The sequence below is a fragment of the Amycolatopsis sp. NPDC051372 genome (assembly GCF_040682095.1).
In the GTDB taxonomy this organism is placed as follows: Bacteria; Actinomycetota; Actinomycetes; order Mycobacteriales; family Pseudonocardiaceae; genus Amycolatopsis.
In genome coordinates this window covers 1-22,863 of sequence record NZ_JBFBAF010000059.1, presented here as the reverse complement: position 1 = coordinate 22,863, position 22,863 = coordinate 1, and the positions used below count along the sequence as shown (strand labels likewise).

General features: G+C 68.3%; 19 protein-coding genes and 4 pseudogenes. 13 read left to right on the top strand and 10 right to left on the bottom strand.

Going from position 1 to position 22,863, the window contains the following annotated elements:
* Positions 1–429: 429 nt before the first annotated feature.
* Complete coding sequence (locus tag AB0M56_RS48490) at positions 430–1,446, bottom strand: DNA topoisomerase IB (protein ID WP_364189841.1); 1,017 nt, start codon at positions 1,444–1,446, stop codon at positions 430–432.
* A gap of 749 nt (positions 1,447–2,195) precedes the next feature.
* Positions 2,196–2,387, bottom strand: a pseudogene (locus AB0M56_RS48485) (hypothetical protein); the annotation flags it as partial.
* On the opposite strand from AB0M56_RS48485, the pseudogene AB0M56_RS48480 reads away from it, so the two are divergent.
* A pseudogene (locus tag AB0M56_RS48480) lies at positions 2,387–3,028 on the top strand (thiamine pyrophosphate-requiring protein); the annotation flags it as partial. The pseudogenes AB0M56_RS48485 and AB0M56_RS48480 sit on opposite strands and share 1 nt — an antisense overlap.
* A 1-nt stretch (position 3,029) precedes the next feature.
* On the opposite strand, the pseudogene AB0M56_RS48475 reads toward AB0M56_RS48480, so the two are convergent.
* Both AB0M56_RS48475 and AB0M56_RS48470 read right to left on the bottom strand, forming a co-directional pair.
* Positions 3,030–3,299 (bottom strand): annotated as a pseudogene (locus AB0M56_RS48475) (thiamine pyrophosphate-binding protein); the annotation flags it as partial.
* Between the two features lie 41 nt (positions 3,300–3,340).
* Positions 3,341–3,952: an NAD(P)H-dependent oxidoreductase gene (locus AB0M56_RS48470; protein WP_364189839.1), complete on the bottom strand. Its 612-nt coding sequence runs from the start codon at positions 3,950–3,952 to the stop codon at positions 3,341–3,343.
* A gap of 113 nt (positions 3,953–4,065) precedes the next feature.
* On the opposite strand from AB0M56_RS48470, the gene AB0M56_RS48465 reads away from it, so the two are divergent.
* Together AB0M56_RS48465 and AB0M56_RS48460 are read left to right on the top strand one after the other, a co-directional pair.
* The gene (locus tag AB0M56_RS48465) at positions 4,066–4,680 is read left to right on the top strand and encodes a DUF47 family protein (protein WP_364189836.1); all 615 of its coding nucleotides are present in this window, start codon (positions 4,066–4,068) and stop codon (positions 4,678–4,680) included.
* Positions 4,680–5,675, top strand: coding sequence for an inorganic phosphate transporter (locus tag AB0M56_RS48460; protein ID WP_364189833.1), 996 nt, complete (start codon positions 4,680–4,682; stop codon positions 5,673–5,675). The genes AB0M56_RS48465 and AB0M56_RS48460 overlap by 1 nt, the downstream gene beginning before the upstream one ends.
* Here the strand turns inward: AB0M56_RS48460 and AB0M56_RS48455 are convergent.
* A complete protein-coding gene (locus tag AB0M56_RS48455; RefSeq protein WP_364189830.1) occupies positions 5,648–5,944 on the bottom strand; it encodes a hypothetical protein in 297 nt (98 codons plus the stop codon). The genes AB0M56_RS48460 and AB0M56_RS48455 overlap by 28 nt on opposite strands.
* Positions 5,945–6,285: 341 nt before the next feature.
* Between AB0M56_RS48455 and AB0M56_RS48450 the strand changes: the two genes are divergently transcribed.
* From AB0M56_RS48450 to AB0M56_RS48440, 3 genes and pseudogenes are all read left to right on the top strand, one after another.
* A complete protein-coding gene (locus AB0M56_RS48450) occupies positions 6,286–6,513 on the top strand; it encodes a hypothetical protein (RefSeq protein ID WP_364189828.1) in 228 nt (75 codons plus the stop codon).
* A gap of 121 nt (positions 6,514–6,634) precedes the next feature.
* Positions 6,635–6,889 (top strand): annotated as a pseudogene (locus tag AB0M56_RS48445) (transposase); the annotation flags it as partial.
* 731 nt (positions 6,890–7,620) lie between these two features.
* A complete protein-coding gene (locus tag AB0M56_RS48440; RefSeq protein ID WP_364189825.1) occupies positions 7,621–8,400 on the top strand; it encodes a transposase family protein in 780 nt (259 codons plus the stop codon).
* Positions 8,401–8,746: 346 nt separating this feature from the next.
* Here AB0M56_RS48440 and AB0M56_RS48435 read toward each other — a convergent pair whose 3' ends face one another.
* Entirely contained in the window at positions 8,747–9,586 is an 840-nt protein-coding gene (locus tag AB0M56_RS48435; protein WP_364189823.1) for a dioxygenase, read from the bottom strand.
* A gap of 169 nt (positions 9,587–9,755) precedes the next feature.
* On the opposite strand from AB0M56_RS48435, the gene AB0M56_RS48430 reads away from it, so the two are divergent.
* A complete protein-coding gene (locus AB0M56_RS48430; RefSeq protein ID WP_364189821.1) occupies positions 9,756–11,285 on the top strand; it encodes a 4-hydroxyphenylacetate 3-hydroxylase N-terminal domain-containing protein in 1,530 nt (509 codons plus the stop codon).
* Here AB0M56_RS48430 and AB0M56_RS48425 read toward each other — a convergent pair.
* The 4 genes from AB0M56_RS48425 to AB0M56_RS48410 all read right to left on the bottom strand — a co-directional run bounded on the left by AB0M56_RS48425 (position 11,252) and on the right by AB0M56_RS48410 (position 18,059).
* Complete coding sequence (locus AB0M56_RS48425; RefSeq protein WP_364189819.1) at positions 11,252–13,525, bottom strand: LuxR C-terminal-related transcriptional regulator; 2,274 nt, start codon at positions 13,523–13,525, stop codon at positions 11,252–11,254. The genes AB0M56_RS48430 and AB0M56_RS48425 overlap by 34 nt on opposite strands.
* Complete coding sequence (locus AB0M56_RS48420; protein WP_364189816.1) at positions 13,522–14,082, bottom strand: flavin reductase family protein; 561 nt, start codon at positions 14,080–14,082, stop codon at positions 13,522–13,524. The genes AB0M56_RS48425 and AB0M56_RS48420 overlap by 4 nt, the downstream gene beginning before the upstream one ends.
* An 84-nt stretch (positions 14,083–14,166) precedes the next feature.
* Complete coding sequence (locus tag AB0M56_RS48415) at positions 14,167–17,202, bottom strand: BTAD domain-containing putative transcriptional regulator (RefSeq protein ID WP_364189814.1); 3,036 nt, start codon at positions 17,200–17,202, stop codon at positions 14,167–14,169.
* 119 nt (positions 17,203–17,321) lie between these two features.
* The gene (locus AB0M56_RS48410; RefSeq protein ID WP_364189811.1) at positions 17,322–18,059 is read right to left on the bottom strand and encodes an FAD synthetase family protein; all 738 of its coding nucleotides are present in this window, start codon (positions 18,057–18,059) and stop codon (positions 17,322–17,324) included.
* A 209-nt stretch (positions 18,060–18,268) separates the two neighbouring features.
* Between AB0M56_RS48410 and AB0M56_RS48405 the strand changes: the two genes are divergently transcribed.
* The 6 genes from AB0M56_RS48405 to AB0M56_RS48380 all read left to right on the top strand — a co-directional run bounded on the left by AB0M56_RS48405 (position 18,269) and on the right by AB0M56_RS48380 (position 22,849).
* Positions 18,269–19,057 (top strand): SDR family oxidoreductase, encoded by a 789-nt coding sequence (locus AB0M56_RS48405; RefSeq protein WP_364189808.1) that lies wholly within the window; start codon positions 18,269–18,271, stop codon positions 19,055–19,057.
* Entirely contained in the window at positions 19,057–19,263 is a 207-nt protein-coding gene (locus AB0M56_RS48400; RefSeq protein WP_364189805.1) for a tautomerase family protein, read from the top strand. Before AB0M56_RS48405 ends, AB0M56_RS48400 begins: the two co-directional genes overlap by 1 nt.
* On the top strand, positions 19,260–20,345 hold the full coding sequence (locus tag AB0M56_RS48395) for a maleylacetate reductase (RefSeq protein WP_364189802.1): 1,086 nt from the start codon (positions 19,260–19,262) through the stop codon (positions 20,343–20,345). The genes AB0M56_RS48400 and AB0M56_RS48395 overlap by 4 nt, the downstream gene beginning before the upstream one ends.
* Before the next feature lie 421 nt (positions 20,346–20,766).
* Positions 20,767–21,099, top strand: coding sequence for a hypothetical protein (locus tag AB0M56_RS48390; protein WP_364189799.1), 333 nt, complete (start codon positions 20,767–20,769; stop codon positions 21,097–21,099).
* A gap of 18 nt (positions 21,100–21,117) precedes the next feature.
* A complete protein-coding gene (locus AB0M56_RS48385; protein ID WP_364189796.1) occupies positions 21,118–21,306 on the top strand; it encodes a YetF domain-containing protein in 189 nt (62 codons plus the stop codon).
* Between the two features lie 961 nt (positions 21,307–22,267).
* On the top strand, positions 22,268–22,849 hold the full coding sequence (locus AB0M56_RS48380; protein ID WP_364189794.1) for a hypothetical protein: 582 nt from the start codon (positions 22,268–22,270) through the stop codon (positions 22,847–22,849).
* Positions 22,850–22,863 lie beyond the last annotated feature (14 nt).

Sequence of the window (22,863 nt, the reverse complement as noted above, 5' to 3'; positions counted from 1 at the left end):
TCGAACCCGTGGTCGGCGAATCCGATGAGGTTGAGCGCGCCCGGCGGTCGCCGGGCGCGGGCACCGGTCCTTCCCGTGCCGTGGACTGGCCTCGGTCGAGTTCCCGCGCGCGTTCGTCGGTGAATGCGGTCTTGCCGTCCTGGATCGCCGTGATGCCAGCAGGCCGACGCCGGACGTGCCTCGCTCGACCGGGCGGCGACGGTGTCCAGGGCGTCCGCATCGTGCTGGTGGTCGGTCTCCCGTGAACGAGTGCGGACCGCCATCGCAGAGACGGGCTCTTCGAAGTCTGCCGCTCGTCGTTCCTGGATGTTGGTGCGTGCGAGGTGCCCGGCCCAGGCCGAGGGCATCCCGCAGCGCAGTGGCGTTGCGTTCTGCAACGGATTTTTGGCGAGAACATCGCCGCGGACGCGCAGTCGGCGAGCAGCCGGTTCAGCGCAGCTTCGAGAGCAGCCGCGCGGTGGCGCGCTCCAGCACTGCCCGCGCTTCGTCGCCCTCCAGCTTCGCGGCCCGTTTTACGGCCGGGGCAATGGTCCGCTGCGAGCGGTATGCCTCAACCAGGCGCGGGTCCACATAGGAGGATCGGCACACGGCCGGGGTGTTCCCGAGCGCCTCGGACACCTCACACATCACGGCTGCCTCGGCGCGCTTGCACCCACGCTCGGACCGGGGTGTTTCGGCGGACGCGAAGGCTGTGGCCGCGAGCACTGTGGCGTTCCACGTCCGCAGGTCCTTGGCGGTGCAGTCCTCGCCCGCGAGCTCCTTGAAGCGGTCGTTGACGTCCGCGGCGTGGATCTCGTGCCAGCCAGCAGGGGTGCGGTAAACGAGCAGCCGGTCGCTGCCGGCCCGGCTGCGCAGCAGCGACCGGACCACCTTCCCGAGCTCCGGGTCCTCGATCGACACCGCCCGGTCGATCCCGCCCTTGGCCGGGTACTCGAACACGCACGCGCCGGCTCGGACGCGGGCGTGCTCACGCAGCAGTGTCGCGACGCCGTGCGTGCCGTTTTCCTCCGCGTACTCTTCGCCGCCGGTGCGGAAGATGCCGCGGTCGAGCATGCGCAGAGCCGCCCCCAGCACGCGCCGGCGGGTGAGGCCGCGTCCGGCCAGGTCCTCCGCCACGCCCGTCCGCCACTGCGGGAGCCGCCGGGCCATGGCCAGCACGCGGTCGTGCTTCTCCTCGTCGCGCTGACGCCGCCACTGTGCGTGGTAGAGATACTGGCGGCGGCCGGCGGCATCGGTGCCGACGGCCTGGATGTGCCCGTTGGCCCACGGGCAGATCCACACGTCACGCCACGCGGGCGGGATCACGAGGCCGTCTATGCGCGCCAGTGCCTCGGGGTCGGCGAGCCGTTCGCCGGAGACGCCGGTGTAGGAGAAGCCGCGGCCGCGCCGGTGGCGCCGGATGCCGGGCGAGGCGGGGTCGCTGCGCCGCAGCCTGGTCGAGGTCACCTCATGGTAGTTACCCGAGTCGTGGGGCCAGAAACCATCGCGAAGCGATCATGCCTGCCGGGCGTCGTACGCGGTTCGGCCCCGAAGCCGTCTTCCGCCGTCCTCGCCGAACGACCTCCATCATGGGCACACCCGCTCCCGGGTACGTCGTTCGTCCGCCGAGCATCCTCGTGGTTACCACGGCGGAAGCCGCCACCGTGACGGTCCGCGGCGACGCCAGCCCCCGAGTTTGGCCGACTCGCGCAGCTGCTTGCGATCGCCGCGCTGGCTCATCGATCTGATCGCTGTCTCGTTCGGCTCGTCCGATGGGCTGAGCACCCTTGTCCTCACGTGAGCTATGGGAGGCCGCTGATCTCGCACAGCCGTTCCGGGGGCCGCGCGCTCGACCCCGGGGTGAGGAGCTCGCGATGGGCGAGGTCGCAGGACCGCTCGGCGGACGCGAGCGCTTCGCGGGGCATGGTGCCCGGCTTCCGGTTGGAGACCGGCGACAAAGTCTTCGAATCGCCGGGCCACTGCCGGTCACAACCAAGGTTTCGTTCGTCCTGCCCTTCGGCTGCTCAATCGCGCTCCGGTTCTCGCGCCGCGTCGAGTGATCGCGCGGCCGCGTCCGACAACGCGATGTCCACCGCGGACAGGGCACAGGAGACCAGAAGTGCTGTCCCACTCGAGGGTGCCGTCGGCCTCCGGCGTCTCGGTCGGCACGCGGTGGGCGCGGGCCGTGATGTGCTCGACCGCGGGCGAGCCGGGCGTCACTTGTCCCGCCGGCTCGGGAGGAATTCCTGCACCTTGCTCTTCACGCCCTGCACCACGAGGTGCATCGCGTCGGTATCGCCCTTGAGGACCGCCTCGGTGGCGGATTGCATCCGTTCGAACGTGGCGTGCGGCGGTATCGGCGGCACCTCGGGATCGCAACGAACGTCGAGGACCGCGGGCTTGCCAAGAGCCGTACTCTCCGCCGCAGCACGCGTTCAAACAGGTGCCCTCCAGCCCACCGAGCACGTCGTGGCCCCGTCCCGTACCCGTGGAGGCCGACCTCGACGCCGCCGCCGAGGTGCTCAACGCGGGGGAGAAGATCGCGATCCTGGTCGGCCAGGGCGCCCGCGGCGCGGCAGCCGAGGTCCGCCAGGTCGCCGAGGTGACCGGTGCCGGAGTGGCGAAAGTATTGCTGGGCAAGGACGTCCTGCCCGACGACCTGCCGTGGGTCACCGGCGCCATCGGCCTGCTCGGCACGCGCCCGAGCTACGAGCTGATGCGCGACTGCGACACCCTGCTGATCGTCGGCTCGAACTTCCCGTACTCGCAGTTCCTGCCCGATTTCGGCCAGGCGCGCGCCGTGCAGATCGACCTCGACTGCCGCTTCATCGGGATGCGCTACCCCACCGAGGTCAACCTCGTCAGCGACGCTGGCGCGACCCTGCGCGCGCTGCTGTCGAAGCCGGCGAGCAAAGAAGACCGATCCTGGCGCGAGAAGGTCGAGAAGAACGTCGCGTCCTGGTGGGACACTGTCGACCGCGAAGCCGCTGTGGCGGCCGCGCCGGTCAATCCAATGAGCATCGTGTCCGAGCTGTTCCGCCGGCTGCCGGCTTGGCGTCGTAGAGCCCGTTGAGCAGGTGGATCGCACCCGGTCCCGACGTCGCCATGCACACCCCCGGCCGCCCGCTGAACTTGGCGTACCCGACCGCCGCGAACGCGGCCATCTCCTCGTGGCGCGCCTGCAAGAACCGCGGCCGGTTGTCGGCCTTCCCGAACGAGGCGACAAGCCCGTTGATCCCGTCGCCCGGATACGCGAACACCTGCTCGACGTCCCACTCGCGCAGCCGCTGGAGCACATAGTCCGCAACGCTTTGACTCATGCCGCCCGGGTACCGCGGTCCAGCGACCGGCAAAGATGGCTCTAGCCGGCGGGGTACTGCTCCCGCTTGAGCAGTTTCGCCAGGTGTACGGCGTTGCGCACGAGCGTCGCGTTCGTCGACGCGACAGCCTTGGGTGTCTCGTCGAGGTCGTTGTAGTCGCCGCCCTGCATGGCTTCGCCGTTCCAGTAGGTCGCGCCCTGCGCAGGGACGGTGAAGCCGGTATCGTTGAGGGCCTGGAACAGGTCCGCGATGATCTTGTGGGCTCCGTCCTCGTTCCCGACCACCGCGGCGACCCCCACCTTCCCGAACATCGCCGGGCGGCCCTCGTCGTCCGTTTCGGACAGTTCCGCGTCGAGGCGCTCGAGCACGCGCTGGGCGACGCTCGACATGTGCCCGACCCAGGTTGGGGTCGCCACGAGCAGCACGTCGGCCGCACTGATCTTACGCCGGATCTGCGGCCATTCGTCGCCCTCGCCCATGTCGGCCTCCACCCCCGGCCGGACGTCGTAGTCGACCACGCGCACCACTTCACCGGTGGCGCCGTATTCTGCGAACAAGTCGAGCAGCTGGTGCGCGATGAGATCGCTGCTCGACTTCGCCGGGCTCGGCTTCAGCGTGCAGGTCAGCGCGGCGACGCGCAGGGGCTGGGTCACGTTTCCTCCCGGTGCCGAGGGTCCAGATCCGGTGGTTTCCCCAATCCGCCGGTTGAAACCGCCCTAAACGCGGGTATTTATCGGCAACCCGGTGTGCAGGCGAAAGGACGATCATGCGGCTGACCCCACGGGGAACGAAGTTCTTCGACCTGCTCACCGATGCGGCGGGCAATCTGGTCACCGCGACCGGGCTGCTGCGGGAGCTCGTCGATGCCGAGCCGGGGGAGCGGGAGCCGGTCGCCAAGCGTCTGCAGGATGTGGAGCACCGTGGCGATGAGCTGACGCACACGATCATGGTCGAGCTCAACAGCTCCTTCGTCACACCTTTCGACCGGGAGGACATCCAGGCGCTCGCCGCCCGCATCGACGACGTCCTGGACTTCATGGAGACGGCCGCCGACCTGTCGGTGCTCTACCGGCTCGGGAGCTTTCCACCCGGCACCGAGACACTCGTCCGGCTGCTGTGCCGGTGCTCCGAGCTGACCGCGTCGGCCATGCCGGGCCTGGCGAAAGTGAGCGAGTGCGAGCCGTTCTGGATCGAGATCAACGAGCTGGAGAATGAAGCCGACCGCGTCTACCGGCGCATTCTCGCGCAGCTGTTCGAGCCCGGTGCCGACGCGCTGGAAGTGTTGAAGACCAAGGAGGTCGTCGAGCAGTTCGAATTCGCCGCCGACGCCTTCGAACACGTGGCCGACGCGGTGCAGACGATCGCTGTCAAGGAGTCCTAGTGACGGGCCCGGCCGCCCTCGTGACGATCGTGGTGCTGACCCTGGTGTTCGACTACACCAACGGTTTCCACGACGCCGCGAACGCCATCGCCGGCGCAGTGTCCACCCGTGCGCTGACCCTCCGGGCGGCGCTTGTCCTGGCCGCGGTGATGAACGTCGCCGGCGCCCTGCTGTCCACCGGGGTCGCCGCGACCGTCGCGAAGGGAGTAATCGACGTCCCGGCCGGGCCGGGCGCGCTCACGGTCGTGTTCGCCGCGCTCACCGGTGCCATCGCGTGGAACCTCGTCACGTGGTTCTTCGGCCTGCCGTCGTCGTCCTCGCATTCGCTGATCGGTGGCATGGTCGGCGCGGCGCTGGCGGCGGCGAGCACGGTGCACTGGACCGGCATCGTCGAGAAGGTCCTCGTGCCGATGGTGGCCTCACCGCTGCTCGGGCTGATCCTCGGCTACGTCGCGATGGTCGGTGCGCTGTGGCTGTTGCGGCGCGCCAATCCGCACCGCAGCGGCCGGGTGTTCCGCCGCTGCCAGCTCGTGTCCGCCTCGGCGCTGGCGCTCGGCCACGGCTTGCAGGACGCCCAGAAGGGCATGGGTGTGATCGTGCTGGCCCTGGTCGCGGCCGGGCAGCAGAAGACCTTCGAAGTGCCACTGTGGGTGACGCTGCTGTGCGCTGGTGCGCTGTCGCTCGGCACTTATTCGGGGGGCCTGCGGATCATGCGCACCCTGGGCCGCCGGGTGTTCCCGCTCGATCCGCCGCACGGGTTCGTCGCCGAGTCGGTGGCCTCGTCCGTGCTGTACGTGACGGCGTTCGCGGTAAAAGCGCCGATCTCCACCACGCACGTGATCACCGCGGCGATCATGGGGGTGGGCGCGACGAAGCGGCTCTCGGCCGTGCGCTGGGGCATCGCCCGCGACATCGTGCTGGGCTGGGTGCTTACGTTCCCTGCCGCTGCGGCGGTGTCGGCGGCGGTCTACTTCGTCGCGCACGCGATGACGTGAGTACCCGGCCCGCCCAGTCCTCGGCGCGGGACCGGCGGCGCGGGATGATCACCGTGGCCGGCGTGAGCCTGCCCGGCGGGCGTCAGGACGATCACCACGAAGGGCATGGCGAGCCCGTCGTCGAGTCCCGCCTCGGTGGTGAAGGTGAAGCGGATTTTTGTGTTGCGCGTCAGATCGGGATCGGCACGCGGAGCGGGTCCGCCGATGTCGCCCGCCAGTAGCGGGTCCGCCGCGCAAGCACCGAGCCGAGCAGCGCGCGGCCGGTACAAGCCGCAGCCACCCCCAGCCGCGCTATTACCGCGTCGATCGCCGGTGGCATGGACCGGGCGAGCAGCCGACACGTCGGCAGTCACCGCCGCAGCACGAACGGCCGGTCGACCGACAGCCCGGGCCCAGGTCAGTGCGACGAGGATCGCCGACTGGGTGAAGGGGCTCGACGCCCCGCCTGCCCACGCGGCGGGCTACCCAGACCAGGGCGGAGGCCTCACGTCGGTTACAGCTGGTTGCGGACCCCCGCTTCGTCTGGCAGTCGGGCGGTTTGCGCCGGAAGGTCGCTTTCGAGGGCCTTGCGTGCGCCGGCTCGCCGGAAGATCGGCAGGGTGGTGCGCTGGTGGACGTCTTCGATGAGGAACGCGCCGCCCGCGTAGAGTGCCAGGACGAACAGCGCGAGCGCGACTCACCCACTGGCAGCTTGTACGGCGTGCGGCGCGCCGAACTGGTACGCGGCGGACAATCCGGCGCGGATCGCAGACACGGGCAGCACCACACCGAGGAGCGCTTTGCCAGGAACGCGACGACGATCAGCGGCACGAGCGCGCACGCGAACGCTCCGAGGTAGAAGCCGAGAGCGACGCTCGTGTGCTGCTGCGGCGCCACGATGTGTACAGCGCTGAGCGCCGGCCGCGACGTCGCGAACATCCCCAGCGCGGCCGCTGCTTCCGTGTCGCGCGAGGAACGCGATGACCGCCGCGAGAAACTCCAGCGGGAACACGAAGCCGTTGTGGGCGCTGGTCGAACCGCTGATCCCGGCGGGAAAGACGCGCCCACAGGGCGGCGGGATGTCGCGAGTGGACGACCGGGCAGTGTTCACCGCGATCGTGTTCGTGCTGACCAGCGGGTGCGCCTGGCGACACCTGCCGCCCAGCTTCGGGGTCACGGTACCGACAGCGCATCGCCGGTTCACCGAGTGGACGACCGCCGGACTGAACCGGCGGCGACATCATGTTCGCCCCGTGCCGCTGCGGGACAAATCACGAGGATGAGCGCCGCACGCACGGGTGTCGTCCCCGGCCACCCGGGAGGATCACGCCGGCCAGTCGGGGTGGTGGACGACTCGGTCATCGCTCGGGTGGCGTGGTGGGGTCCGGCGGTGGGGACGGCGGGGCCGGGGCGTGCTCGGGCCCGGGGATGCGGTGTGGCGGCGGACGACGTCGTCGAACAGCGGGGCCGGCTAGGTTTCGGGCTGCCCATGCCTCGCACGGGTCTGCGCTTCGAGCCGAGGCGAGTTGACGGGTCGGGCGTGTGGTGATCTTGCCGCCGTAGCACGGTGGTGCGCGGTGATGGTGTTGATCACCGTCAGGTGATCAACGCGATTCTGCGTTCGCTCGTGAGTTACCAGATTGCCGGGTTTCGCGCCGCTGCGCAGAGCAGCCGCGCCGCTGCGATCACGCTGGACCCGCGAGGACCGATCATGGTCGTGGGGCCTTCGGCAGCGCCTGCAGCAATGGGCGCAGCGGGACGGGAACCTCGCCGGCGGCCCCGGCGAACTGCGTGGTGAGGCGTTCAGCGAGAACCCACCGGACGAACCGGCCACGAAAGAAGATCTCCTCACCCCCTCCGTATGAATGGCAGGTGTGGGAGCTTTCGCCCCGGCATAGGTCCCGCACTAAGGGATGTCTCGTAACCCGGTGTGGGTCGGTTGGGGGTGGTGGTTGATCATGGTGTGGTGCAGGTGATCTCGGCGTCGCGGTCGGAGTGGATTGTCCCGTTCACGGGGTTGGAACCGGGTCAGTTCCGCAAGTTGGTGCGGATCGTGGCGAAACGTGGCGGTGACGAGATCGCCGATGGCCGACCTGGTCGTCAGTGGCGTCTTGACCTGGCCGATCGTGTGCTGCTGGTCGCGACGTACTGGCGGACGAACCTGACGATGCGCCAGATCGGGCCGCTGTTCGGGGTGTCGCATTCCGCGGCGCATCGGGTGATCGACACGATCGGGCCGCTGCTGGCGCTGGGCCCGGTCCGCAAGTGGCGGATCGACGCGATCGCGATCGTGGACGGCACCCTGGTGCCGACGCGGGATCACCGGCTGGCAGCACCGTCGAAGAACTACCGGTATTCGGCGAACGTGCAGGTCGCGATCGATGCCGACACCCGGTTGGTGATCGCCACCGGCGACGCGCATCCGGGCAACGCAGGCGACTGCACCGTCTACCGCGCCTGCGGCATCGAGCAGAAGTTGGCGGGGCGTTCGGTGATGGCCGACGGCGGCTACCAAGGCAATCCCGAGGTGATCATGCCCTACCGCAAACCTCGTGACCGCAGCGATTTGCCCGGCTGGCAGGAAGACCTCAACGCCGACCATCGCAAGATCCGGGCCCGCGTCGAACATGCGCTGGCGCGGATGAAGTGCTGGAAGATCCTGCGCGACTACCGCCGCGCCGCCAGCACGCTGAACGACACGGTCTCCGGCATCGCGCATCTGCACAACATCCTCCTCGCAGACTGATCCGCAACACCAGTCCCACCAACCACAAGATCAGTTACGAGACATCCCTTAGCCTGGCCGCGATCGTCGAGTCGATGGTTGCGCTCGCCGGCGGTCGGACGTTCGGTGTCACGTCGTGTGCTGGAGGAAGTGATCGCTTTTTCTAGCTGCCTGGCTTGTGGGTTCTGGAAGAGGGAACGTGCGCGAAACGCCGGTGCGGTGGGCTGTTGCCAAAGCTGTACTCCGGGCCGCGCGCCTACTCCACCGACGGATCAAACGCCCGGTTCGTCGTCGACTGGATATGCCAGTCATGACGACGTACCGGGCGCCGCGGACTTGCAGCCACGGATTGCCGAGTATCGGGGCCTCAGTGCAGGCGGTCCAGCACGAAGGTGTGTTCGACGAGATCGTACGGCCCCTCCGGTCCCTCTCGGAGGTCACGTCGGTACAACAGCGACTGCTTGGTGCCGAACACCGGGTCGTTGGTGAGGTACGGGTCGTCGTCGCGGAACAGCATCGTCGTGACGGTCGAGAATCCTGCTGCCGCGATCCGGACGTGGATGTGCCCGGGACGCATGACCGGCCGCCTGGTGGCGTGCATCAGCTCGCCGACGGGCCCGTCGTCCGGAATCGGGTAGGGGGCCGGCGCGATGCTGCGGATCGTGACCGTCCCCTCCGGGCCTGTGCGGAACAGTCCGCGCATCGCGGCGGCGTCCAGGCCGGGTACGTCAGAGTCATAGTGGCCGTGGCTGTCGGCGTGCCACACGTCGAATTCGGCTCCGGGTACCGGAGCGCCGGTGGCGTCGACCACGGTGGCGTGGAACAGCAGTGGTGTGCCGGACAGCCCGTTGGAGATGTCGGCGCCGTCGGCGAACTCAGGCCGTACCTCCCGGTAGAAGGGGCCCTGGACGCTGTTTTCGGTCGTGCCGGTGCTACGTCGGTGGTTGACCGTGTCGACGAGCATGGTCACCCCGAGCACATCGGAGAGCAGGATGAACTCTTGCCGTTGGTCATCGGATTTCTGTCCGGTTCGGCTCAGAAAGTCGACCCCATACGCCCATTCGGCCTCAGTGAGGCCCACGTCGCGGACGAAGTCGTGCAGATGCCGCACCAGGCTGGACAGCACAGTGCGGATTCGCGCGTCGGGCGTGTCCGCCAGTGTCTGCAGCACCGCTTCGGTGATGCTTTTTTCGTCCGGGTCCAGCATCGTTTCCTCCTCGTACTTGTGCTTAAAAGGTAGCCGGGCTTCCGTTAGCCGAGGAGAAATGCGGTGTTAACTCAAATTCACCCGGCGAGCTCAGGTTCGTCTCACCCCGTTCCGCGGCACGGTGGGTACCGGCGCATTGAGACGCGCCACTGAGCGGAAGGAGCGATCTGTGCTGCGAACCGGTAAGGAATACCTGGACGCACTGGACGACGGCCGTGTGGTGTGGGTCGGGGATGAAAAGGTCGACAACGTAGCCACCCATCCGAAGACACGTGACTACGCGAAGCGCATCGCGGACTTCTACGACCTGCACCACCGCGACGACCTGCGCGATGTCATGACCTTCATCGACGATGACGGTGAGCGTCGTTCGATGACCTGGTTCCGTCACACGACCAAGGACGAGCTGAAGCGGAAGCGCCGTTATCTGGAGACGGCGATCCGCGAGCTCGACGGCGGCGCCGTGCCGAGGACGCCGGACGTCAACAACTACGTGCTGCAAACCTACAAGGACGATCCCGCGCCGTGGAGTGAGCAGTCGCAGGGCACCGGCGGGCGTGACCTGACAGTGGGAATCCTGGAGTTCTGGGACCTTATGGTCGAGGGCGACCTCAACGCGGCTCCGGCGTTCGTCGACCCGCAGACGGACCGGTCGCGTGAGTCGGCTCAGGCCGAGTCGCCGGCGCTGCACATCGTGGAGATCCGCGAGGATGGCATCGTCGTGCGGGGTGTGAAGGCCATCGCGACGGGTGCGGCGTTCGCCGACTACATCCACATCGGGGTGTTCTTCCGGCCGGGTATCACCAGCGAACAGGTCATCTTCGGCGCGGTCCGGGCGAACACCCCCGGCGTCACTCTGGTCTGCCGGGAAAGCACGGTGAAGGAAGGGCAGTACGAAGAGCACCCGCTGGCCGCCAAGGGCGACGAGCTGGACACCACGATCCTCTTCGACGACGTGTTCATCCCGTGGAACCGGGTCTTTCACATCGGCAACCCGAAGCACGCTTCGCTCTATCCGCAGCGGGTGTTCGACTGGCTGCATTACCAGGCGCTCGTGCGCCAGACGATCCGCGCCGAGGTGATGGTCGGCCTGGCCCTGCTGATCACCGAGCACGTGGGGACCTATCAGCTGCCGCCGGTTCAAGCTCGGCTGGCTCAGCTCGTCGGCTTCCACCAGTCGCTGCGAGCCCACGTGCTCGCCTGTGAGGAAGACGGGTTCACCACACCAGGCGGTCTGTACAAGCCGAGTGTGCTGCTGTTCGACTTCGGCCGGGCCTACTATCTGGAGAACGTGCCCCGGATGGTCAACGAGCTGGTCGATCTGGCGGGACGCTCATCGCTGATCTTCCCCACTGAGAAGCAGTGGAACCAGCCGGAGTTGCGCCGGTGGCTCGAGCCGTTGCAGACGGGTCCGATCGGGCGGCCGCATGACCGGCTCAAGATCAGCCGGGTGATCCGGGACCTGTACCTGTCGGACTGGGGTGACCGGATCAGCGTGTTCGAGAACTTCAACGGAACCCCGTTGTTGGCGGTGCGAATGCTGACCATGAACCGCGCCGAGATGGCACCAGCGGGCCCGATGACCGACCTCGCGCGAAAGATCGCCGGTATCGACCCGGCAACCCCAAAGGACGACGGGAAGACGGAGTACGCCGGACAAGCCGGCTACGCACGCCAGCAGGACGCGCGCGCCCATTGACCGCCAGACCGCGGCTCGGGACGGCCGGTGCCCACTACCCGGCCGTTTCGGGCCGCCACCAAGCCGGAGAGTGAGACAGGCGGGCACCGCACTGTCATCGGCTTGGTGAGGCCGGCGCCGGTAGGCGTGGCGCGACCGGTGGCCATGCCGACTGCGGCTCCCCGGCTGACGGCATCGGCGCGATCGTGGGCACCCAGCTTGCGGAACACCGACCGGACATGGGTTTTCACGGTGTTGTGCGAGACGTGCAGTTCGGCGGCGATCTCGCGCAGGGTCAGCGGCCCGGACAGTGCCCGCAGCACGGCGAGTTCCCGATCGGACAGCACGGCCGGGCGGAGATCCGGGACCCCGCAAGGCCATTGCTCCTCGAACAAGTTGGCGAGCACCGGGCCGTACCGGAGGTCGGCGAGTGCGGCGCGCGCCTGTGCGTGTGCGCTCCGCCGGTGCCGAGCGTCCCCGAAAGCGGACGTTGAGTGCGCGTTGATGAGAGCCGAGAACGCCTCCGCATGGGGAGCGGCGGGTACCAGAGCCACTGTAGGGAGCGGGGTTCTGCCGCGGTCCGCGCCCGCCCTGGCAGCCAAGCAAGCCGTTGCGACGACGGGAGCCACACACCGCGTCGGATCGACCTCGTGCATGGAAACTGCTTGCGTGGCCGAGGCCAGCGCGGCTGTGGCGTCGCCGGTGAGCAGCAACCCGGCGGTGCGTGCGTCCAGTGCCCGCACCGTGACATCCCGATAGCCGAGCCCGTCCGCGTCGCGAGCCGTCACGGCGAGCTGGTCGACGACGTCGGCTGCCTGCCCCTCCCACACCCCGACGGTGCCGAGCGCGGCGTAAGCCATGAGCAGCCACCAGGGCCGGGCTCCTGCCGGTCGGTGGGTGGTGATCACCCGCGTGGCGTCGCACTGCGCGGTGGTCAGATCGCCGCGATGCAGTGCCAGCCACGCCCGCACCGCAAGCGCCGGGCCACCGTCTGAACCGGCGAGCCGGGTCGCCGCGCGGGCGTGGTGCCCGCAAGTCAGCTCGGCTGCCGCGGCGATCGCATGAGCCCCGGCGGGCATCGTAGGCACCTCGTCGAGCCGTGCGAGCAGGGTCTGCGGGTGCGCCGCCGGCCAGGTCTCGAGTGCGGTCCGGAGAGCGAGATCGGGTACCCCGGCCATTCGGGCATGCTCGTAAGCGGCGTCCGGATCGCCTTCCTGCCGCAGGCGTTCTGCCGCCCGCGCGTGCAAAACCGGGACAGCATCGGGTTCTTCCGACGTCAGCACGGAGCCCAGCACGAGCCGTAGCACCGGGTGGCACCGCAGACCCGACCCGGTCCGCCGCAGCAGCAGCGAGGACGCGGCCAGCGCGCTCAGCGTCTCGGCGGCAGCAGGTAGCGCCGTCACTTCCGCACAACGATCGGGCGTCAGCTCTGCCAGGACGCTGCTGTACAGCAGGAGCCGGCGTTGGCGTGAGGTGACGCGTTCGAGCACCTCGGCGCGGAAGAAGTCCTCGACCGATGGCACGGGATGTGGCAGGGCAGCGCCGGGCGGCTGGTTCCGCAGGGCCATGCCGGCCAGCCGCAGACCGGTCGCCCAGCCCGCGTACCCGCGCCACAGCGCCGCCGCTTCGGCCCGGTCGACCGGGCGGGCGGCCGTGGCCGACAGCAGTTGCCGTGTCTCCGCCAGGTCGAGCCGCAAGTCCTCTTCGGTGAACTCGGCGAGGCGGCCGGCCGCGCGAAGCGCGGCGACCGGCCCACTCGGCGGGCGTGCCGTGGCCAGCAGGATCCGGACTGTGTCGGGAGCCCGGCGTACGAACTCGTCCAGCGCTGCCCGGGTCACGGGGTGCTCGACGACGTCCAACCCGTCGAGCACGAGCACCAATGACCCGGTCGAAGCCAGTGCATTGAGCAGCTCGGGGATGATCTCGGTGAACAGGGTCGTTTCGTCGTCGAGCAGTGCTGCTGGGGGTGTCGGGACGTCGGCGCAGTAGGGCCGTACCGATTCAAGCACTGCGGACCACACGCCCGCCGGGGTGTCGTCATGGCTGCTCAGGCTCACCCAGGCACACCGTTGGGGGGCGACCCACTGGGCCAGCAGCACGGTTTTCCCGGCGCCTCGAGGCGCGGCCAGCAGGATCACTTGTTCGCTGACCGCGTCCAGCCGGGCCAGCAGTCGCGCGCGGCGCACGTCGTCCGGGTGCGGGGCAGGTGGCCGCAGTCGGGTCCGGACGACGACGGCCGAACGCGTTCGGGGTGTGGTCACATTGCCGACGCGAAGTGCCAGCCCCCGGCAGTCCCGCTGTGGGTGGCCGGGTCGGCGAGATTGCCGAAAGCACTCGCGAAGTACACAAGGGGGTTCGAGCCCGGGACATGATCGCACTTCAGCACGTCGCCTACCACGATCGTGTGGTCACCGCCCGGCAACGTATCCGCGACGGAGCAGACAAAGTGCGCGATCGCGTCGGTGAGCACCGGGACGTCACTGTCTGTCCGCAGCTTGATGCCGGCGAACTTCTCTTTCCTGCGGGTCGCGAAGTGCTTCGCGATGTGTTCGTGGTCTTCGCCGAGGACGTTGACGGCGAACTTCCCGGACTCGGTGATCGCCTTGCAGGTCGGAAGATTCGAGCCGATGCACACGAGCAGCTGCAGTGGGTCCATCGACAGTGATGCGACCGCGCTTGCGGTCATGCCGGCGGGCCCGTCCGCGGTGCGGGTGGTGATCACGGCTACCCCTGTGCTGAACCGGGAAATGGCCTGGCGGAAACGGAAAATCCCATCGTCCGTATCAGCAGGCACGGCAAGATGCTTCGCGCTGTCCATTGCTACCTCCATGGGAGCACGTGGGTGACGTTGGTCAAAAACCAGCGTGCCAGCGGCCCCGTTATTGACTGGGAAATCAGTGCGTCAGCTCCGCAGCCGGGTGACCAGGCGGTGCACCTCCGCCGACGGCGGGACGGCCAGCTCTCGCATGGTCGCCACGTAACGTTGGTACAGCGCGAGCACGTCGTCGTCGTTTGCGCTGGCTTGAGCGAGAGTGATCCGCAGCAGCCAGGCCTGCTCGCGGTACGGATCGAGGCGCAACACCGCGTCCACGTTGGCAACCGCTTCCCGATACCGGCCGACCCGGAACGCGGCCCTGGCGACGTCCAGCCGGGCCCGGAGGATGCGCTCGTCAAGTTCGGCGCGCCGCGCCTCCACCCACGCACCGGACAGGCCACTGAGGTACCTGCCTCGCTCGGTCCGCGCCAGTGCTTCGATCAACGTGTCCAGCCGGGCTTCCCCGTTCTGGTGATCGGCCTGCGCGAACGCCTCCAGGACTTCGGCCGCGCTGCTGCTGACCAGGTCGGGCCCTGGGAGGCAGAACAGGTCTTCGCGGAGGACGGGCGACAGTTCGTCCGGCAACACCTCACGCAGGCGATACAGCGCCTGCCGCAAGTAGCTGCGCCCGGCCGCTTCGTTGTTCGAGTCGAACAGTGAGCCGAGCAGTTCCTGACGGCTCGCCTCGTGGTCGGGGGTGCCCAGTAGGTATGCGAGCAGCTCGACGCTCTTGCGCAGCCGGGGTGTCACCGTCGAGCCGTCCACCCGCAGCTCCGGCTCACCCAGATCCTCGAGCACCAGCCTCGGCGCCCGGCCGGCCGCGGTGATCCGGCGGCCGTTCGCGAGCGACGCGGTCAGCTCATGCCAGCGCGACAGCCGGTTCGATTCGGTGTCCGCGCCGCGTACGGCCACGGCTGGTACGTCCGCCAGCGCATTGAGCAGCAGATGCACCGAACCCCGTTCCTCCGCGATACTGATCGCCAGTGCCGCCGACTCGTCGGAAGCATCCTCCGCGCCAAGTCGCCACTGGACTTCGGCCAGGTAACACGCCACGGTCGGGGTCTCGAGCATGCGGTCCGCGGCGCGCATGCTCTGCAGGCTCTGTTGCAGCACGTCACTGGCCTCGGCGTCGCGGTGCCGCAGCAGGAACGCGAGCCCTCGCCAGAGAAATGCCAGCTCGCGAGTGAAAGCGTGCCTGTGTGAGCCGCTCGTCTCTGCCTCGTCCAGCGCGCGATGCGCGGCTTCCGGGTCATGATGAAGGCGCAAGCACAACTTCGCCTCGATCAGGTGCAGCAGCACCCGGTAAATCTGGGACCCGGTCGCGGCCACGAGTTCGTGGCCGCGCTGCAGGGCCTGCCACGCGTCCTCAGCGCGCCCGAGGTCGATCATGAGCTCCACGGCGTCCAGAGCGTGCAACCACAGTGGCTGAGGTGCGTCGCGGTGTGCCTCGTAGCGCGCCATCGCCTGTTCGATCCGCCCCGTCGCGCGGAGGCCGGCGATGACCCAAGGGGCACCGAGAACGCTGCGCCAAGGACCGTGTGTGCCGGGGTCCTCCAAGCCGGCCAGCCGCCCGCGCATGAAGGCCAGCCGCATGAGCATCCCATCCAGCGGTCCCGACGGGGTCGTCGCAAAAACCGGGAACGGGGGTGGTGGTTCGTCGCGGCTCAGTGCGAGCACGGTGAGTGCGATGTCCTTGGCTCGCCCCGGTGACACCAAGTCGGCTACTTGCCCGGCATCGGCGGTGCGGCCCGCATGCCACAGGCACCACACCAGCAGTACCAGCGCTTCACCCGAGCCGTTGTGCCCGTCGGCTGCCAGTTCGGTGATCCAGCCGCGACCGTGACGGTCGTACAGCTCAACGCCCCGCTCGGCCTGTTCCAGGGCGAAGGCGACGCGCAGCACGATCCCGCCGATCCGCGGGCTGAGCGAACGCTCGGACGCCTGCAGTTCGTCGAGCCATCGCGCCGCCGGACCGAAGTCCATCCGTTCGATCAGGCGTGGCAGCAGCTCTGCGGCCAGTACCCACGCCTCGTCGACCGCACCGACACCGAGCAGGGCATCCACGGCCTCTTCCTGCTCGCCACGATGAACCAGCAGCCGGGCGTGCAGCAGGCGGACCCCCTTCAGCTCGCCATGCTCCTGCTCGGCGAGCAAGTCGCGCAGGTGGTCCCGTAGCTGTGGACTGACGATCAGTGTTCGATCGTCGGGCCAGGTGGCGGGAAGGTGCCGGTGTCGCAGCGCCGCCATGATCCGTGCTGCGTCTTCGAGTTGGAGCGCGACCGCGTCGTCGACGGTCACCTCGTCCAGCAGGCTGGTGTACATCAGGAACCGTCGCTCCTGTTCGGACAGTCCGGACAGGACGTGCTTGGAGAGATATTCACGAAGCCGGTGCGGTGCCTCGGCGACGGCACCATCGGCGAAGAGGATTCCCGCCACCCAGCCGCCGGTGACGCGAATGGCCTCAGCCGCCTCCGATGACGATCGCCCGGCCAGGCGCAACGCTTCCTCGGCCTCGTCGAGGTCGAAGGCGAGGTCCGAACCGGTGAGCTCGGCGACGCGGGCCAGTTCTCCGGTCGAACCGGTGTCCAGCGGCAAGGCGGTCCGGGAAATGAGGATGATGCCGACGTCCGTGGGTGCGTAGCGGGCGAGTGCGGACAGCACGGCGAGTGCGTCGTCGCTGCCGGAGATCCGCTCGGCGTTGTCACAGACGAGCACGATTCTGGTGCCGTGCAAGCTTTCGGCGAGCAGACCCGCCGCCTCACCGATCAGGATGCCGGCGGCAAGCGCATCGGTCGCCACGCCACTCGCCTCGGGGCCGTGCGGCGCGACCGCCGCCTCGATGTACAGCAGGAGGCGTCCTGCAGCTGATTCCGTACCGTCGAGCGACAGCCACGCTACCGGCCGGTCGAGGTCCCGCAGCGCCATGGCGACGGCGGTGGTCTTCCCCGATCCTGCTGCCGCATACACGGTGAGTACGTTCGCCCGCTCGAGCAGAGCGTGGATGCGGGCAGTCACCCGATCCCGCCGGACCAGATGATCACCGAGAATCGGTGGCGCCAGCTTCCGCCGGATGACAGTACGCGCACCTGACTCCGGCGACACGCCGCCATCGGCAGGCGCCACGCGACGCACCTCCCATCGCTGTGTTGCTGAGCCGTGTGGCTCTTCCACGCTCAAGTGTCCCCTGAGCGGCACCGGCCAGCAACGTGGGATTTCGCCTGGATTAACAGGCCTGCGTCACCTCAGCTCCGGTGCAGGAAAGCCACCTCGAGCAGGCGTACCTCGCGCCGCCCCTCGCATTCGATGACACCACCGTCGAGAACGGTCACCTCGGTCGTCGAGCCGTCGACGACCGCCGTGTAGCGACCTGGGCGCGGAATCGCCAGAGCCGGATCGAGCACCAGGCGGTCGTCGCCGAGGGCACGGGCGGGCAGCGTGTGCGGCCGACCGAGCAGCCGTGCGGCCCGCTCGACATCACCGGCGGCGACGAGATCACGGATCCGAGACGAGGACACGATGTCCCCATCGACTGTCACCATCCCCGCGACGGTAGTGGTGAATCGCCGATCTTCCAGCAGGGTCTGCGCGTCGCCCATGCCACGCGCGCCGAACCGGAAATCGGCCCCGACCGCCACCCGGACCGCGCCGAGTCGTCGGACCAGCACCTCGTCGACGAACGTGGCTGCGTCCATTGCTGCCCACTCGCGGTCGAACGGAATGACCACGACTTCCCGCACGCCCAGCGCGGTGAGCCTCCTTCGCTTGCCGACCGCGTCGGTCAGCAAGCGTGGGCCATCGCCTGGTCGCGCTGCCGACCGCGGGTGCGGATCGAAGGTCAGCACCGTCTCGCAGCCCGCGATCACTCGCGCATGACCCAGGTGGACACCGTCGAAGGTGCCGACCGCCACCGCGCGGCGGCCCGGCCGCACCTGCAGCGCATCGATGAGACGGGTCGGTGAGCTGTTCGGTGTCCGGAGCACTCCGGGACTATCCATGGTTCCTCCCCGTTTGGGGCTTGAGCTCCTCAATCGTGCCCCACCGTGTGTTAGCGACGCGAGAGCCGGGCCGCTCGGTGGCGAGTACTACGTGAACAGCCCTGTTAGGTCGACTTGTCAGCGCAGGCTGGATCGCGTTGCAGTGGAAACACCGTTCCGGCGGAACTGCCGGGGACAAGCAGAAGGAGACACGAATGGTGTCACGCACCGAGCAGCCGGGGCGGCGCACGGCGCTGGTGACCGGGGCCAGCCGCGGTATTGGGTACGCCGTGGCGCAGCTACTGATTGAGCAGGGCGCCGCTGTTGCGCTGCTCGCCCGGGACGAGAGCGCCGTAAAGGACGCCGCGGCAGGTCTGGGCGGGGAAACGCTCGCCGTACCCGCAGATGTGCGCGACAGCGAGTCCGTCGCCGCCGCCGTCGGCAAGGCGCACGCCTGGAACGGCCGGCTCGACATCGTCGTCAACTGCGCGGGACCCCAGATCGCGTCGGCGCCACTTGCCGACACCGACCATGGTGTGCTCGGTGCAGCGCTCGATACGAAACTTCGCGGTTTTGTCCGGGTCGCCAAAGCCGCTCTGCCCAGGATGACCGGTGGCGCGATCGTCAATGTCGCGGGAGCTACCGCGCACGTTCTGGTTCCGGGTGCCGCGGTCACTGGAATCACCAACGCGGCCGTCGTGGCTTTGACCAGTTACCTGGCGGCCGAAGCCGTGCAGCGCGGGGTCCGGGTCAACGCGGTGTCGCCGGGGATGACGCTGACTGAAGGCTGGCTCACGCGACACGAGGCGATGGCAGGGAAACAAGGCCTGACTGCCGACGCGGTGCGCGCCAACATGGTCGATGCGCTCGGGATCCAGCTGGGTCGCTGGGCGCGCACGGAGGAGGTCGCCTCCGCGGTCGCGTTCCTTGCCTCTGACGACGCGTCCTACATCACCGGTCAGGTGCTGCGCGTCGACGGCGGCCTGACGAAGCCGGTGGCCTGATGCCGTTCATTCAAATCACGATCGCCGAGGGACACGACACGTCCATGAAACGCAACCTGCTGGCCGCCGTGTCCGCGGCGGCCGCCGATGCCACCGGAACGCCGGAGAGCGCCTTCCGGGTCTGGCTCGTCGAGGTGCCGGACACCGAGGTCATGGTCGGTGGCACGATCCTGCACGACACCCGACACCCGCGAGAAGCACCATGACAGCCGAGTTCGAGTACGTCGGCCTGCCGTACCGCATCGTGTTCGGCCGGGGGGTGATGGAGAAGGTCAACGCAGAGGTCTCCCGGCTGCGCCGGTCCCGGGTGCTGCTTCTGACTGGCGTTGAGCTGGCCGAGCTCGGCGACAAGGTCGAGAAGCTGCTCGGCCCTTTGTGCGTCGCTCGGTTCGACGGCGCCGCTCTGCACACCCCGGTCAGCGTGACCGAGGAGACAATGGGGCACCTGCGAGCAAGTGATGCTGACTGCGTGGTCGCGGTCGGTGGGGGCTCGACGACCGGACTGTCGAAGGCGCTGGCCGCGAGGACCGGTGTCGATCAGGTCATTCTCCCGACCACTTACGCGGGCTCCGAGGTCACCCCCGTGCTCGGCGAGACCACCGGCGGGAAGAAGACCACCCGGTCGTCTCCGTCGATCCTGCCGGAAACGGTGATCTACGACCTGGAGCTGTCCCGCGGGCTGCCCGTGCCGATCGCGGTTACCAGCGCGGTCAACGCGCTCGCCCACGCGATCGAGGCGCTGTATTCGGCCCAGGCCAACCCGATCGTCGACGGGTGGGCACTCGATGCGATCTCAGGCATCGGGAGGGGATTGAGCCGCCTCACCGGCGAGCCCACCGACGTCGAGGCGCGTTCGGATCTGCTCCGGGGCGCATGGCTGGCCGGAATGTGCCTGGCATCGGTAGGAATGGGCCTTCACCACAAGCTGTGCCATGTGCTGGGTGGCAGCTTCGGCCTACCGCATGCGGCCACGCACACCGTGATCCTCCCGCATGTGATGAGCTACAACGCATCCGCCACACCGGAAGTGATGCGGCGGATCGGCGGGGCACTGGGTGTACCTGATGCACCTTCCGGCGTGTTCGACCTGATCAAGCAGGTCGATGGTCCGACGAGCCTGCGTGAGCTCGGATTCGACTTCGATGATCTCGGCGAGGTGGCGGACCAGGTGACCGCATCGCCGTATCCGAACCCGAAGCCGCTGACCCGGGACGGCATTCTGGAGCTTCTCACCCAAGCCTGGTACGGCGCTCGACCGGCCGTTGGAACGCACGGCCGTCGCGGGTGAATCAGTGAGTGGTAACCAGCCGTTGCCTTGGCGAGATGACGCCCGACTCAGCCCGTCGTCTCGCCGGAGGCATCTGGCCTCGCCCATTCCCAAGCTGGGCCCAGAGCCGGACGACCCGGTCGATGTCGACGAGCGAGAGATACCGAAGGAACCTCTGGCGTACGCCGTCGGAGTGCAACTCCATCGTGGCCTGCGCCACGCGCCCGCCGGCCAGTAGGGGGTGCTGCGCTGCTCCAGGCGGCCGACAGTCCGGGTGACGCAGCCTGCAGTGACAAGCAGCGCGGGCCGGGTCGCCAATCCGGAGCTGTTCGTCGCGCGTCCGCCACAGCTGCTACAGCACGTCGAACTCGGCTGATGGCCTCCTGGTGTGGCGGCGGTAGGAGGCCGGCGGCAGCGCTCGCGATGACAACGGAGGTAACCCATGCTCGCACTGACTGAGATCTGGGCGATCACAACAGGAGGAGTAATCGCGGTCGCGCTCTCGACGGTCGTGATGTACGTGGTTTTTCTGGTGCTGCTGCGGGTCATGGGGCGGCGCAGTTTGGCTGCGATGTCGACCTATGACGTCGCTAGCGTCATGGCGTTCGGCGCAGTACTCGGCAGGACCGCACTACTGAGTGTGCCGACTCTCGCCGGCGGTGTTGTCGCGATGGTGACCTTGTTCGTGCTGCAGCGGTTGCTGGCACTTGCGCAGAAGACTCGGCTGTTCGGTGCGTCGCTACGGCAAGAGCCGGTTCTGCTCATGGTTGGGTGAGATGTCCGCCACGCCGACTTGCTCCGCGCCCGGCTGACACACGATGAACTGCGCCAGCGCCTTCGGCTGGCCGGTATAACGCGCCTTGACGATGTCGCCTGGGTCGTCCTTGAGGCCAACGGTCAGATGAGCGTGGCTCGGCGGGACTCCACGCCAGATCGTTTTCTGGTCGAAGACATTCCCGGATACGCCGAGCAGACCCCATGAACGACGGTGGTCCGCCCGACAATTAGAATATCGGGGCGACGGTGAATCCCGCCTTGTCAACGCCTCGCGAATTTTGACTCGTCGGCCCACGCCATCGTGCTGCCGCCGTTCCTGATTAGGCTGCTGCGGCGGCGTCTGGAGACGCATCCGTATGAGTTCGTGTTCACCAACCCCTGCGGCAGCTGGTTGTGGAGGTCGACCTTCGATCGGCGAGTGCTGCGCCCGGCGATCGACGGTGTCCGCAGGGCGGGCGTGCGGGTCTACTCGGTGTGTCCGGGGTTGACGTTCCACGGGCTGCGGCACAGTCACAAGACGTGGCTGATCGCCGGTGGCGCGCGCCGGAGATCGCGCGGGCTCGCCGTTGGGCCATCACTTGCCGAACCGGGTGGTCGAGGTCTATTCGCACGTGGCGCCGGAGCCATGCTCGTGTACCCGCCGGATCGTGTTGCCGCAGCGCCGACGAACGACGGCCTCCTCCGAGAGGTTCGCCGGGGTACCTGCTGCATTTTTGAAGCCGTCGGTGCCGATATCGGGGAGAGTCAGAGCAACGTTGCGGGCGTCGACGTCCCGTGGCGTGCGAAGTAACGTACAGTCGTTACCCGTCGTTGAGCGGACCGACCTGCGACATATGGGGGCCGCACGTTCACGTTGCAGGTCGGCTCGAAGCCGTGGTGGCGAGGGACACGATTCTCCGGCGATTCCAATATCGGGTCGTCGTCGGCCTCCCGACCGAGCGCCACCTCGGAACCGTGGACGTCATCGACCTGGGCGCGCTTGTGCCTGGTTGTCTACACCACCGAATTCGCGCCGGAGTCGGCTGCTGCGGCATTCGACACCGCAATCGAGGAGGCCGTCTCGAACCTGCCGACGTCCTTCGCCCGCCGGCACGGCGTCAGCGCTCGGCCGGGAAGTTTCCGCAGATCGGTGTCGCATTCGCGAGTCCGAGTGCGATCCCATGAGGGTGAACCTCGCAGAATCCTGGTATGAGTCCCAGCTGTTGTGGTCGGTCACCGCTGTGGTGGTGGCGATCGTGTTGGGTGTTCCGGCCATCGTCGTCGCTGTCTGCGCGCTGCCTCGGCGCCGGCTGACCTATACGGTGCTCTCCGACATTCCGCTGCTGAGCCGGAGCGTGTCCGGATCATTGGAAGTGCGGCACGAGGGGCGGGTGGGCGATGATCCTCGCGTGGTGACGGTCGTACTGGTTGGCAGTGGTCGTCAGGACATTCCCAGCAGCGGCTTCGACCAAGGGAGACCGCTGGTGCTCGACTTCGCCGTCCCGATTGTTGAGCTGCTGACGGCACAATCTGCCTCGCCTTCATTGGTGCCTGCGCCGCAGGTGCGGATGGACACCACGGCGCTGCTGGTCGGGCCATCGCTGATCAGCAAACGGCACGTGCTCACGTACAGCGTTCTCGTAGACGGCCAAGCCGACCTGGCCTGCCAAGCACCGTTGGAAAACGTCCTTGATGCGCCCCGGGTCTGGTGCAGGTCTCGTTGTCTGTCACCGAGCCCGGGCAGGCTCGAAGGGTTGATCGTAGCGTGACGCTTGGTGGCCGG

Excerpts from the sequence above, each read along its gene's own strand:
- AB0M56_RS48420 (WP_364189816.1), bottom strand. The coding sequence starts at position 14,082 with ATGGACAGCGCGAAGCATCTTGCCGTGCCTGCTGATACGGACGATGGG.
- AB0M56_RS48435 (WP_364189823.1), bottom strand. The coding sequence starts at position 9,586 with ATGCTGGACCCGGACGAAAAAAGCATCACCGAAGCGGTGCTGCAGACA.
- AB0M56_RS48395 (WP_364189802.1), top strand. The coding sequence starts at position 19,260 with ATGACAGCCGAGTTCGAGTACGTCGGCCTGCCGTACCGCATCGTGTTC.
- AB0M56_RS48390 (WP_364189799.1), top strand. The coding sequence starts at position 20,767 with ATGCTCGCACTGACTGAGATCTGGGCGATCACAACAGGAGGAGTAATC.
- AB0M56_RS48400 (WP_364189805.1), top strand. The coding sequence starts at position 19,057 with ATGCCGTTCATTCAAATCACGATCGCCGAGGGACACGACACGTCCATG.
- AB0M56_RS48465 (WP_364189836.1), top strand. The coding sequence starts at position 4,066 with ATGCGGCTGACCCCACGGGGAACGAAGTTCTTCGACCTGCTCACCGAT.
- AB0M56_RS48405 (WP_364189808.1), top strand. The coding sequence starts at position 18,269 with ATGGTGTCACGCACCGAGCAGCCGGGGCGGCGCACGGCGCTGGTGACC.